Annotated in this window: 12 protein-coding genes and 1 pseudogene; 5 read left to right on the forward strand and 8 right to left on the reverse strand. The window is 41.9% G+C overall.

Going from position 1 to position 12,980, the window contains the following annotated elements:
- Window positions 1–99: 99 nt before the first annotated feature.
- Window positions 100–1,428: an exodeoxyribonuclease VII large subunit gene (gene xseA / locus L2735_RS17160; RefSeq protein WP_248985870.1), complete on the forward strand. Its 1,329-nt coding sequence runs from the start codon at window positions 100–102 to the stop codon at window positions 1,426–1,428.
- Window positions 1,429–1,546: 118 nt separating this feature from the next.
- Here the strand turns inward: xseA and L2735_RS17165 are convergent, their stop codons facing one another.
- Both L2735_RS17165 and L2735_RS17170 read right to left on the reverse strand, forming a co-directional pair.
- On the reverse strand, window positions 1,547–2,497 hold the full coding sequence (locus L2735_RS17165; protein WP_248985871.1) for a choice-of-anchor H family protein: 951 nt from the start codon (window positions 2,495–2,497) through the stop codon (window positions 1,547–1,549).
- Between the two features lie 289 nt (window positions 2,498–2,786).
- Complete coding sequence (locus L2735_RS17170; RefSeq protein WP_248985872.1) at window positions 2,787–3,341, reverse strand: cytochrome b; 555 nt, start codon at window positions 3,339–3,341, stop codon at window positions 2,787–2,789.
- Window positions 3,342–3,660: 319 nt separating this feature from the next.
- On the opposite strand from L2735_RS17170, the gene L2735_RS17175 reads away from it, so the two are divergent.
- The 3 genes from L2735_RS17175 (at window position 3,661) to L2735_RS17185 (ending at window position 6,178) form a co-directional block, all read left to right on the forward strand.
- Entirely contained in the window at window positions 3,661–4,041 is a 381-nt protein-coding gene (locus tag L2735_RS17175) for a PepSY domain-containing protein (protein WP_248985873.1), read from the forward strand.
- A 2-nt stretch (window positions 4,042–4,043) separates the two neighbouring features.
- Complete coding sequence (locus L2735_RS17180; RefSeq protein ID WP_248985874.1) at window positions 4,044–4,724, forward strand: response regulator transcription factor; 681 nt, start codon at window positions 4,044–4,046, stop codon at window positions 4,722–4,724.
- A 128-nt stretch (window positions 4,725–4,852) separates the two neighbouring features.
- Window positions 4,853–6,178 (forward strand): ATP-binding protein, encoded by a 1,326-nt coding sequence (locus tag L2735_RS17185; protein ID WP_248985901.1) that lies wholly within the window; start codon window positions 4,853–4,855, stop codon window positions 6,176–6,178.
- A 4-nt stretch (window positions 6,179–6,182) separates the two neighbouring features.
- Here the strand turns inward: L2735_RS17185 and L2735_RS20215 are convergent.
- Window positions 6,183–6,380, reverse strand: a pseudogene (locus tag L2735_RS20215) (hypothetical protein).
- Window positions 6,381–6,601: 221 nt separating this feature from the next.
- On the opposite strand from L2735_RS20215, the gene L2735_RS17195 reads away from it, so the two are divergent.
- Window positions 6,602–7,984 carry a DUF3300 domain-containing protein gene (locus L2735_RS17195; protein ID WP_248985875.1) on the forward strand — a complete coding sequence of 461 codons (1,383 nt, stop codon included), beginning with the start codon at window positions 6,602–6,604 and terminating at the stop codon, window positions 7,982–7,984.
- Window positions 7,985–8,316: 332 nt separating this feature from the next.
- On the opposite strand, the gene L2735_RS17205 is transcribed toward L2735_RS17195, so the two are convergent.
- The 5 genes from L2735_RS17205 to L2735_RS17225 all read right to left on the reverse strand — a co-directional run bounded on the left by L2735_RS17205 (window position 8,317) and on the right by L2735_RS17225 (window position 12,977).
- Window positions 8,317–9,714, reverse strand: a complete 1,398-nt coding sequence (locus tag L2735_RS17205) for an ATP-binding protein (protein ID WP_248985876.1) — start codon at window positions 9,712–9,714, stop codon at window positions 8,317–8,319.
- A 33-nt stretch (window positions 9,715–9,747) separates the two neighbouring features.
- Complete coding sequence (locus L2735_RS17210) at window positions 9,748–10,407, reverse strand: response regulator transcription factor (RefSeq protein WP_248985877.1); 660 nt, start codon at window positions 10,405–10,407, stop codon at window positions 9,748–9,750.
- A 54-nt stretch (window positions 10,408–10,461) separates the two neighbouring features.
- Complete coding sequence (locus tag L2735_RS17215; RefSeq protein ID WP_248985902.1) at window positions 10,462–11,295, reverse strand: FAD:protein FMN transferase; 834 nt, start codon at window positions 11,293–11,295, stop codon at window positions 10,462–10,464.
- Window positions 11,296–11,448: 153 nt separating this feature from the next.
- Window positions 11,449–12,747 (reverse strand): DUF3570 domain-containing protein, encoded by a 1,299-nt coding sequence (locus L2735_RS17220; RefSeq protein WP_248985878.1) that lies wholly within the window; start codon window positions 12,745–12,747, stop codon window positions 11,449–11,451.
- Window positions 12,738–12,977: a DUF4266 domain-containing protein gene (locus L2735_RS17225; RefSeq protein WP_076542707.1), complete on the reverse strand. Its 240-nt coding sequence runs from the start codon at window positions 12,975–12,977 to the stop codon at window positions 12,738–12,740. The genes L2735_RS17220 and L2735_RS17225 overlap by 10 nt, the downstream gene beginning before the upstream one ends.
- Window positions 12,978–12,980: the final 3 nt, after the last annotated feature.

Here is a 12,980-nt window from a genome sequence, read left to right on the forward strand (position 1 = left end):
GGGTTTAGAAAGGGTAAATATTGCGGCGGGATTATACCTTGCATAATTAGGTTGGTAAATGGAAAATAGTGAAAAAATACTCTTGGTCGGTTGAATTTGATGAAAAGCTCGAAAAATAATGTTTACACCGTTTCCCGATTAAACGGTGAAGTCCGCCAGCTGCTTGAAGGTGAGCTAGGTAAGGTGTGGCTTGAGGCCGAAATCTCGAACTTTGTTTCCCCAAATTCAGGTCATTGGTATATGACCCTAAAAGATAGTCGTTCGCAAATTCGCTGTGCGATGTTCAAAGGTCGTAATCAAACCGTTCCATTTAAACCCGTTAATGGCCAACAAGTATTAGTTAAAGGCTCCATCAGTGTTTACGAGCCTCGTGGCGACTACCAACTCCTTTTAGAGTCAATGCTTCCTGCTGGTGATGGACTTCTTGCACAGCAATATGAAGCACTTAAACTCAAATTAGCGGCCGAAGGCCTGTTTGCAACAGAAACCAAGCGCCCATTGCCACAAAATATTCAACGAATTGGTGTGATTACCTCTGCCACTGGCGCTGCTGTAAGAGATGTTGTTAAAGTTTTATCGACTCGTGATCCTTCTATTGAAGTGGTTGTTTATCCCACACAAGTACAAGGTACTACTGCAGCTAAACAAATTATCAAGGCGATTGCTGCCGCCAATAAGCGCTTAGAAGTCGACGTACTGCTCCTTACCCGTGGTGGTGGCTCACTCGAAGATCTATGGTGTTTTAACGATGAAGACCTTGCCCACGCCATTTATAACAGTGCCCTGCCCGTTGTCAGCGCTGTAGGTCATGAAATTGATACCACAATCAGTGATTATGTGGCTGATGTGCGCGCTCCAACGCCTTCAGCAGGTGCGGAGTTATTATCGGATGATAAAGGCAATAAAACGCAAAAGCTCAATCTCACCTTTTCAAGACTTCGCCAAGCAATGCGTCATTACTTATTACACCAAAGCACGCTACTGACTGAGTTAAGCCACCAGCTGCAACGTGAAGATCCTAAAAGGCAACTACAACAACTTGAGCAACGCTTTGATGAAATGCAGCTAAAACTTGAGTCGGCCATGCAATACAAGTTATCCAACGCAGCGTTAAAACAGCAACGCTTAAAAGGCCAACTTCAGCAGCAATCCCCAGCTCATAAGCTAACGTTAGAACAAAATAAAGTCGGTTTTTTAACTAGTCGCCTAAAAGAGGCGATGAAAGCACGGTTAGCCAATGCAAATCAGCAAGTCAGTTACAGTGCCCATCAGTTAGAAACGGTTAGTCCGTTGGCAACGTTAAGTCGTGGCTATAGTATTACCCGTGATGGTGAAGGCAAAATTTTGAATAACGCCAAGCAAGTTAATGCTGGCGATACGCTGACAACCACCTTGAATCAAGGTGAGATTAAGTCAGTTGTTCAGTAGAGCAATAAATCTGTAGTTCAATAGAGAATCAGTTCAATTCCGAGTTAAAACAAAAATAATCCCGCTAATGGCGGGATTATTTATATCTTAGGCTCGCCTAAAAAATTTAATGTTTAATTCATGCCTTAAGGCGATAAAGCCTCACTATCAGTAGCATCAATAAAGCCATTAATGACACACTACCGCCACTGACAATCACTTCTGACTCGATTACTTCAACATATTCTTGTTCGTACACTTCATCTCTGTCACTACTTTCCAATGGCAAGGCATATAAACCATCTGACTCATCTGCGCTTAGTGTCGCCACAATGTCTTCATAATCTAGCTCATATAAATCAATCAACACATCGTAATAATCGGTTTTATAGCCTTGAGCTAACGTCGTTAATACTTCGTAATCATCGTCTGTAGCATCACCATAAATAGTAAATACTTCAGTAGAGTAATAGTGCTCCCATGGCCCACCATTGCGGCTTAAATATAGCTCTGCATAAACATTGGCAGGCTCGCCCTGAGTAAAGCCATAAACATCAGCATCAAAGGTCACGCTAAAGGTTTGGTAAAAGCCATCTTCATCAAAATCATCGAATAAACGGCTGTAAGCTTGGTATATCTCAAAGTCACGATAACCAGCAATAGATTGCTGCTGAGTTTGCACTTGCTGAAATTGAATAGCATTTTTACTTTTTTCAGTAGCAGTCTGACTGTTAACCTTTAGCTGCTCCTTTTGATTGATGCTCTGAAACGCATTCACAGACAGTATGCCACTTTGCCTTTGCAAGGTTATTTGCTCACGGCTTAACTTCTTCTCAGTTAAGTTCGGTAAGCGCTGTTTCTCATCAGCAATTAATTGCTTCATTAGCTCACGCTGTGATTCAGTTAGCTTACCTGCTTTTTGAGTGACGACTTGTGTTTCAGAAGGAGCTACTTGCCTGCCTTGGCTCACGACAATATTGTCCAGATGCGATTCAGCTTTAACGCCTGTAGAAATAAGTAAAATGAAAAGTAAGCTCAAGCTAATTATGTTTAATGTCATACGTTGAGTTAGGGTATTTAATAAGTTCATTGGTTAATCCCTCTTATTTCAGTGCTTGCTAATTTTTTCGATTAATAAAAAACCGATGAAAGTCGCTGCACAACATCAATGTTTTGTCTGTGATTTAAGGGCTATTTAAAAACAATGAAAATGAATACAAGATGAACATTGATAGCCAAAGCGACATAAGTGAATGAGTGAATGAGTGAGTGAGTGAGTGAGTTTCAATGACCTGTATAGACGGCATATTAATTTAGGATTCTTAATACAAAAAAGGAGCTTGAAGCTCCTTTTAATAAACAATGACACAAGTAAAGTTTTACTCTTTAAGCATACGCTTCAAGGTACTGTCTTTATCAATAATATGATGCTTTAGCGCACCTGCCACATGTAAAAATACCGATGCGATAATGGCATAACCCGCCCAATGATGAACACTATGAAAAAATGAAGCGACTTGCGGATAATGTGCCAGCGCTTTTTGTGGGTTGGCAGGGTCAACATTACGTGCCACAACCTCAAGGCCAAATACTTCAACACCGTTGCCACCTAGCGACGACATGAGAAAACCTGATAAAGGTAATAGTAAGGTGCCAACAATTAACAACCAATGTACTAGCTTACTCAAGATGTGTTCTAGTTTTGTATAGTTACCTGCCGCTTGAGGCCAACCATTTTTGATACGCCAAAATACGCGTAATAGCACCACAAAAAAAATGATAAAGCCAAATGATTTATGCCATGAGTAAAGGCTATAGGTTTTGGTTTCTACCATAAATACGCCAATGGCAAGCAAGGAAATCATACCTACAGCAACAATCCAGTGTAGTGTTCGGGTTATTGGGCTTAACGTGGTCGAGGTGTCGAGTTGCATATCGTTTTCTCCATGTAAACTCATTCAAAAGCATTTCATATTCCTACACTTTCGAAACAACAGAATAATTACCCTTTTAATTTAAAGGGTATATTCAGCTATCACAATGACGTTGACATAACTTTGCACTGCAAATTTTTCCAAATACTTTCAACCTCGCCCCGTATTAAAGGCATTCATCTTCTATTCATTTAAGCAGCGCCATAATTTCAATCTTCATATGAACAAATGATTCAGCCAAGCAGATGTTTCTATATTGAAAGGGATCTTTTACACTGAGAACTGATTTTAAAGATATTTATTGATGTGGACGCCGCAAATGAGCAAATTAATCAAAAAATTAGCCAATACCTTGTTATCACTCATGTTGTTTTCCATGACAACAGGGGCAATACAAGCCGCGCCAATATTAATGGTTAGTCATAGCAGCGCTATTTCAATGTCTTCTTTTGCCAATGCTAACCAACCAGGGGTTAATAACACATCAAAAGGTGGTTCTGGCAAATCGCAATCTTTAGCCATAAAAAGTTCTTCACAAGCTGCTCAGCTCGCCAAAAGACAATATTCAGCAAAAGTACTATCGGTCCAATCTACAAAAGTCGGTGGTTCCCCTGGTTATCGAGTCAAATTGCTCTCCAATCAAGGGGCGGTATTTTATGCCACCGTTAATGCGCGAACAGGGTCAGTTTCAAGGAATTAATCATGAGAATATTGCTAGTTGAAGATGATTTAGGCTTACAACGTAATTTAAGTGAGCACTTACAGGCAGCCAATTACAGTGTCGATATTTCATCAGATGGTGAGGATGGTTTATTTCAGGCCACTGAGTATCAATATGACGCCGCAATTATCGATGTAGGTCTGCCTAAAATTGATGGCCTTAGCTTGATTACTCAACTGCGTAACAAGCAAATTGATTATCCTATTTTGATATTAACGGCCAGAGATGGCTGGCAAGATAAAGTACTGGGATTAGATTCAGGCGCTGATGATTACCTGACTAAACCTTTTCAACCAGAAGAACTTATAGCCCGGTTAAATGCACTGATCCGCCGTTCTGCTGGTCAAGCAAGTCCAACAGTAACAAACGGCCCTTTTAGTTTGAACACTCGCACACTTGAGTTAATGCACCTGCAAAATCCAATTATTCTCAGTAGCTCTGAATTTAAATTGTTTGAATACTTCATGCTCCACCAAGGAGAAGTGATTTCTAAGCCAACCTTGATTGAACATATTTATGATCAGGACTTTGACTTAGATTCTAATGTCATTGAAGTGTTTATCAGACGCTTACGAAAAAAGCTCGACCCAGAAGGTGACTATAAGTTAATTGAGACTCTACGCGGTCAAGGGTATCGTTTGCGTCAGTTGAGTTCGAGCTAGTAGCCATGAATAGAGTTAGCGCCATTAATCGTTTAACCCAAGGGCTTAGCAGACTCAAAAGCCAATGGTTAAACAAGCCAATACTGACAAGGGTATTTGGTGGCGTAAACTCATTAACGTTTCGTTTAATGCTCAGTGGTCTATTGCTGATATTGGTGTTACTGCCTCTTATCGGTGTCACCGTAAATAGCGCCTTTCAGCATCAAATTACCCAATCGATAAACAATCAATTACGCGCTTATGTTTATTCAGTACTTGCGGTCACTGAAGTCAAAGACGATAAAGTCGTCATGCCCAATTACTTGTTAGAAAACCAGTTCAATGTCATCGGCTCTGGCCTATATGCACTTATCACGTCAAATAATGAACTGGTATGGCATTCTGAATCATTCTTTGGCTTAGATCTGCCTGCAACAAGTTCTACAAACTTAGCACTGCCAACTCCTGTTATGGGACAAGGTTCGTTAACTCAGGTTCGATTTGACGATTTAGCCGGAAATGGCGACAACAACCATGTGGTATATAGCTTTAGTGTAAGTTTTGAAACCAATGAAAAACCATTAGCCATCACAGTGCATATTGTTAAAGATGATGCTGATTATCAAAAGCAAATTAGTGAATTTAATACCACCCTGTGGACATGGCTCATAGTGTTAATGATAGTGTTAGCACTCGTTCAAGGAGTGTGGTTATTTTGGACATTAAAACCATTAAATCAATTTACTAAAGAGCTTGCACTGGTGGATAAAGGCCAGCAAACACGCCTTAATCAAGATTATCCTAACGAGTTAAATGCAGTCGCTAAACAGCTAAACGTATTGCTAAATACTGAGCAACAACAAAGGCAACGTTATCGTAATGCCTTAGCTGATTTGGCTCACAGTTTAAAAACCCCGTTAGCTGTTCTGCAAAGCCAAACAGAGTTAAGTGAAGAGTCTAAAGAGCAAGCGACAAATATTAACAACATCATTAGCTATCAACTGAACAAGGCTAAATCTAGTGCTAACCAAGCATGGCATTTAGGCATCAGTATTGATGATGTTGCCAGTAAACTGATTCGAACCTTAGCCAAAATTTATCAAGACTCTCACGTTGATATCGATTACCAAGCTGCGCCTAAGTTAATGTTTAAAGGCGAAGAAGCAGACTTACATGAGATGTTAGGTAATTTGCTGGATAACGCCTGTAAAGCCGCTAAGTCCCAAGTTTGTTTATCTGTTGTGCAAACTGACTCTGTACTGAGCTTTATCATTGAAGATGATGGCCAAGGGCTCACAGAGCAACAACGCCAGAATATATTTGAACGAGGCATGCGAGCAGATACTTACCATCAAGGGCATGGTATTGGCTTGGCTATCGTTCAGGATTTAGTAAAAACCTACCAAGGCGAGTTAGTTGTGTCTCAGTCCGAAAGTTATGGCGGCGCTAAGTTCACATTAACGTTTGCCAGCTAGTTTATTATGTAAGCCAGCCTTCAATATTAGGGCCTGTTGATCTTTCAAGGTTATTTTTGCAGCGAATTGTTGGCCATTTATACAAGGCAGAGACTTTGTGGTGTAGTTATTCTACATAAAAAGTCGATAATGCAGTAAAAATGGCCAACAAACGCTGCCCAAAGGGTTCGACTAAAAGTGTTTTACTCTTTGTTGGATGCATCTTTTTAAAAAGAAGTGCTTAGATGACTAGGCATCAATTCATCCGCCTCAATTAAAACGCTTTTACTTCGAACAAAACTTAACCAGCAAAGTTCAACAGGCCCTAGTATTTATCTAAAATAACTATCCTTACGCTATTCGCTTTCATCCTACGTTCATTTTCACTTGGTTATGCTATCTCTAACATTCGTAAAGTACCGCAACTTGGTACCTGGAGATAACATGACATTATTATCTATCCCCAATAAATTAATTAAAGCTGGATTGTTCTGCTTATGTTTATTGTCGCCGACAGCAACGCTGGCTGTTGATAGCAATAATGCGTCAGAGTATGAACAAACTCAGCAATCTGAGGCGGAGCTGGCACAAATGCTAGCACCTATTGCACTGTATCCAGATAGTTTGCTTACCCATATTTTAATTGCGTCGACTTATCCACTTGAAGTTGTGCAAGCCCATCGCTGGGTAAAAGAAAATGCCAGTTTAGATAGCGAGCAAAAAATGCAGCAAGCTGAGCTGCAGTCATGGGACCCCAGTGTCACCGCGCTCACAGCCTTCCCTACTGTGCTTGAGAAATTAAATGAAGATTTAGACTGGACTCAGACCTTAGGCGAAGCCTTTTTACAAGATGAAGCCGTGGTGCTTGCTGGCATCCAAACCCTAAGACAACAAGCCGATGAGGCTGATAGCTTTAGCGATATGGATAATATGACTGTCACTCGGGTTGAGAAACAGATCATTATTGAACCTGCAAAGCCAGAAGTAATTTATGTTCCAGTTTACGATACGAGAGTCGTGTATGGCCATTGGCGCTGGAATGCATATCCACCTGTTTACTGGCGCTATCCAGCTTATGCGCATCATCGACCACACCATCGCCCTATCTATTGGGGGCCGAGTGTCTATATTAACTTCAACTACTTTTTCGGCGCTGTGCATTGGTCACATCACCGTGTAGTGGTGGTCAATCATCGCAACACGCGTTATTACCGTAAACCGCACAAAATAGCTTATAGCAATGGTTCACAGCGCTGGAAACATAAACCAGCCCACCGTCGTGGTGTAGCTTATAAAGCGCCGAGAGTAAGCCATAAGTATGATCGTGCTCGTTATAATAAAAGCCACAAACTGGCTCATACTCAAAAACCTGCTCATAAAGGTAAGTCTGCTCAGCTGCATAACTCTAAGCCAAGCCATATAGCAAAGCAGCAACGGGTGAATAAAGCATTAAAAAATAATCATAATGCTAAGCCAAACTATAGCGCAAAGCCCAGCACTAGAGCGAATACTAGACCGAGCACCAAACCCAGTACTAAGCCAAGTACTAGACCAAGTAATACCAATAAAATGCATAATGGCCAGCATGATAAAGCCTTGAGAACGGCAAATAAATCACAGCCGAGCAACAGGCAGGTTACTAATCGACAAGCGACCAGCAGACCGACTGTTAATAAACAGCAAAGTAGCAAGCGCTACAGCCAAACCGCGCGAGTGAGTAACAACCGTAGCGCCAAACCGCAGCAAAGAGCGAGTAATGTATCTCACAACAATCGTGGTGGCAGTCACTCAAGCAGTGATCACTCGTCTAAGCAGCGAGTGAAATAAGCAAAAAGCCTGAATCACATTCACTGTGACTCAGGCTTTTTTCTATCCCAAGATTAGGGCGTGTTGATCTTTCAAGGTTGTTTTTGCAGCGAATTGTTGGCCATTTATACAAGGCAGAGACTTTGTGGTGTAGTTATTCTACATAAAAAGTCGATAACGCAGTAAAAATCGCCAACAAACGCTGCCCAAAGGGTTCGACTAAAAGTGTTTTACTCTTTGTTGGATGAATTTCGCTTAGATGACTAGGCATCAATCCATCCGCCTCAATTAAAACACTTTTATCTCGAACAAAATTTAACCAGTAAAGATCAACACGCCCTAACTAAGTTAGTTTAATTGGGTAGCACAGTCTTGACCTTTAGTCCTTGAGGCGTGGCTTGATGAAAACTCATATCACCTTGATGCAACATAATAATGAGCTGACAAATGGATAACCCCAGCCCTGCACCTTGGGATACATTTTCATCAACCCGATAAAAACGGTTCTTGGCTAAATCAATTTCGCTTACAGACATGCCTATGCCTTGATCAATCACATTAATAACGCATTGGTTAGCCTCTTGTTCAGCGCAAATGCTAATTACCGATTCTTTAGGGCTGTATTTACAGGCATTTTCAATAATATTTTTTAATACTAATTCAAGATAAAAGCTATCAGCTTTAACGGTAAGTCCCTTCGGGATATCAAGCTGCCACTGATAATCGGCCACAATATGCACTAACTGATTAATCACATTATCAATTAGGCTTTGTAAATCGCATTCAGTTTTATTAATCGCTTCAATGGCATCAACCCTTGATAGCAATAACAACTGCTCAACAGTATGACTCATGCGCCTAATGCCTTGCCCCATGGCTTGAGTATAAGGCATTGCTTGTTGCTTTAAGCTTTCATCGTTTGATGAGTTAATCACGTTTTCTAGACCATCACCATGAAGTTTAATGATGGCTAAGGGAGTTTTTAACTCATGGGCGGCATCAGCACTAAAGCGGCGTTCGCGGATCATCATATCGTCAATACGGGCTAAATAACGGTTAAGTGCCTGCTGAATTGAAATAAGTTCAGATGGCAAACGGATATTAATGGGCGCTAAATCTTCGGCGCTACGATAAGCTAAGTGACGTTCAAGTAGTTTGATGGGCTTAAATAAGTAGTAAGTCACCAAAAGCATAATCAGCAACATTATAGGCGCAATAATTAAAGGTGAGCGCCAGCTATTGGCGTTAATTTTATCCACCAACTCTTGGCGCACATCATCACGCTGAGCAGTCACAATCCACACCTGTTGTGCAGTTGAAAACAAACTGTAAACATGCCAAGTGTGCTCACCGACTGCCTGATAGGCATAGCCGTGGTTAAAATCCGTGAGCGGTTTTACACCAGTATTATCTGAGTATGCAAGTAACTCACCTGCTGCGGTAAACAATTGAAATGACAGCTTTCGCTCGTAAGAGAGGGTTTCTACCCTAGACTGCTCGGCAAAGGTTTCTATTTCAGACTCTGACACATGAAAGCGAATAGGCTGCTCAATCAAGCTTGCCACTTTGGCGGCAGTGAGCCTTTTGACATAAAATAAATCCAACACTTTGGCGGTTTGTACCATTTCAGCATCAAATAGCTCTTCGATCTCGTACATGGCATCGCGGCTACTCAGCGCACTGGCAACCGATACGGTGAGTAAGATCCCGACTAACATCAATAAACTAAGGGAGAAACGTAACGAAAACATAATATCCTTTTATGATCTGCTGACCATTAATGCTTATTGAATTTCAGCTAAAATATAGCCAATGCCTCTAACGGTTTTAATCAGTTCTGAGGCCATTTTTTTACGCAAATGATGAATATGCACTTCAATGGAATTACTGCCTACTTCATCCCAACCATAGGTTAATTGCTCAAGCTGACTGCGGGTTAGCACTCGCCCTGCTGATTGGGCAAACTCCAATAACAGTTGATATTCCCGCCGTGGCAGATTGATTAATTGCTCTCGAAAATGGACTTCGCAGCGAGTAAAATCGATGGTCAAGGCGCCGAAACTAAATTGATTGTTATCTAAGCCGTGTTGGCGGCGAACAATCGCTCGCAGTCTGGCGACTAGTTCCCGTACATCAAACGGTTTACTGAGATAATCATCTGCGCCAATGTCTAAACAGTTTAAGCGAGTATCAAAATCCGTATTGGCGGTAAGCACAATAATCGGCAAAGATACTCCCGCTTTACGCCAGTGCTTTAATAAATCTTCGCCATTGCCATCAGGCAAACCTAAATCAAGAATAATGGCGCTAAAATCTTCATTATCCAACGCGGCTAACGCTTGGTTATAAGAACATAAGTGATCCACTTGGATCCCTTCTTTAGCCAAACTCAATACCACGCCTTGTGCTAATAACTGATTGTCTTCGACTAACAATACCCGCATCGGTTATTCCCTTATTGCTCTTATATATTGAATTTATAATAACTAAAGCGCGATTTAATCATATCTAAACACTTTAAAGTCAACACCTTGCTCACTCAAAAAGGCTTCAGCAGCAGCGCCTTTTAACATTGCCATGGTCGATAGCATTCCCGCGGTTACGCTATTTGGCCCTAATACCGTCACAGAAAGCGGCGCTTGCTCCACCGGATATCCGGTTCGAGGATTAATAATATGGCCATAGCGTTTACTATCCACTTCAATGTAGCGCCGAGTGGTGCCGCTAGTGGCTAATGCGCCTTGGCGTATGGTTAACAGCGCCGCGGCATTATCCAATTGCTGCGGGTTTTCAATCCCCACTTGCCAGCCATCAGGGTTAAGGATGGGACAGGCGATATCGCCGCCAAAATTCACTAGCACAGAGATCTTAGGCCAACGCTTGCTGAGTAATTGCGCCGTACTATCCACCGCATACTCTTTGCCTATGCCACCAAAATCTAAACTCATTGCTGCAGCCATAGTCAATTGGCTGTCAGTAAAATCAATGGCGCTAAAATCCACTAGCTTTAATGCCGATTTAATCGCACTAGCTGCTGGCACTTGATGGCTACCATCAAAGCGCCACAACTTCATTAGAGGACCTGCACTGATATCAAAAGCGCCGTCACTTAATTGATAACATTGCTGGGCAAATTGCAGTAAATGTGCGGTTTCAGCATCAATGTTAACCGCCTGCCCTTGGGCATTATTGAGTTGCCAAACAATATTACCTTGTAAAAAACGGCTATATTTACGCTCTATTCTGCCGGCTTCAGCTACCGCGATATTTAACATCTGCTGGGCAATGCGCTCATCATCAAGTCGCATTAACATTTCACATGGACTTGCCATGGCGCTAAATGAACCTAAAAAGCCCCAAGGGCGACGTATAAGCGTCGCGACCTGTGGGGCCTTAGATGTAGCGGCTTGTGATGTAACAGCGGCTTTATTTAACAATTTCAATAACTCTGATGTTTTGCGTTTATTTATATTAAGACTATTTATTTAAAACGAATAGCTTATTTGAGCTACGATTGCTTTCACCGATGGAAATAAATCCTGATTATTTAACTCACCAGGGATATCTGTGCCGTTGTTTTCAGGGTTTTGCTGATAATACTCAATACGATAGCTCAGCTCATGGCCGCCAGATAAGCGATGGCCAAACTTAAGCCCTACGGTATAAGCTGACATGTCACCAATGCGATAATCAGCACTGGCATACTCAGGTAATGCGACTTCTGTGCGCAAAAATGGCTGATAAAAATCAGCAGCTTGCTGCTGGTAATAACGCAAATGAAGCTGGCCATATAAGCTTGGGGTAAAGTAATAGCGATAATGGGTTTCTAAAGTGTGCGCTTGAATATCCCAGTCATCAGTATTGTAGCGATAAGAAAAATCAATCACCCCTGAGTCCAATGCGCCTTTCGCTAACAAGAAAACACTGTGCTTAGTGCGCGAGTCTGGGCGGTTTTCGTAGCGATAACCATGGGACTCACCATTACCATCGACCATACTGAGAATTTTATAGGGATCGGTCATATAACCCGACACACTTGAAAAGCCATAGTTAGCTTGCATTAACCAATTGCGATTCAAAATTTGGGTCACACCTAGCATGACATCAGCGGTTTGCTTGGTGTCATCACCGTCTAATCGAGTGGCGTCAAATGCGGCTTGAAAAGCATCATCGCCATCATAATCACCGCGAAATACCATTTCTGATAATGCCACAGGACGACCGCCCACAGGATCAACAGTATCATTAGTATAGGCACCCGATAAGGCAAGGGTGGTGTTGTTTTTGTTAAAACTGCGCTCCACACCCGCATTTAAGCCTAATGATAAATAATCGTATTCTTTAGAGCCATAAACACCCAAGTTAACCGTCCAGTCAGGATTTAAAATCTCCTGCCAATTGGCACTTAACTGCACTCGAGTATCTTGGAACGTATCGTCAAGGGGTGTTTCACCTGGGTCGACCGTATACTCTCCCTTACCTGAAGGTCGTGTAAAGGTTTGGCTGATGGATTGTGCTACAGCGCCAGAGGCTGAAGCGCCAGTTAAGCTGTCGACAACAATTTTCATATCGAGCAGCGAATCTTCACCAAAGGCTTTTTGCACATTACCAATAGCTTCAACGGCTTGTACACGGTCTTGCTCACCGTAATACATAATGGCGGCATCGACCTTCCAATCATCGTTTGCCGGTACAGGCTCTTGTGCGCTGGCTTGTTGTGACAACAAACTGCAGCTAGCCATAGCCAATGCACTAGCGATGCTTTGTTTCGAAGTTAGTTGCATCCACAACCTCCTCCAGCTAATGAACGTCCGCCACTGGTGCCTTCTTTACTGAAGTAAATATGGTCATCTAATGCTAAATCTAACTTTTCGTTATTAAGTGCCATATCGGCGCGGGCAAATTGATCCTTTTCCCACGGCTCTACCCCTAAACTCGAACAGCCCGCTAAACTACTGATAATCGACAAGGCAAATAACAGCTTAATATATTGCTTAAAACTCGATATTTTCATCGT

The sequence above is a fragment of the Shewanella olleyana genome, from assembly GCF_023283825.1.
In the GTDB taxonomy this organism is placed as follows: Bacteria; Pseudomonadota; Gammaproteobacteria; order Enterobacterales; family Shewanellaceae; genus Shewanella; species Shewanella olleyana.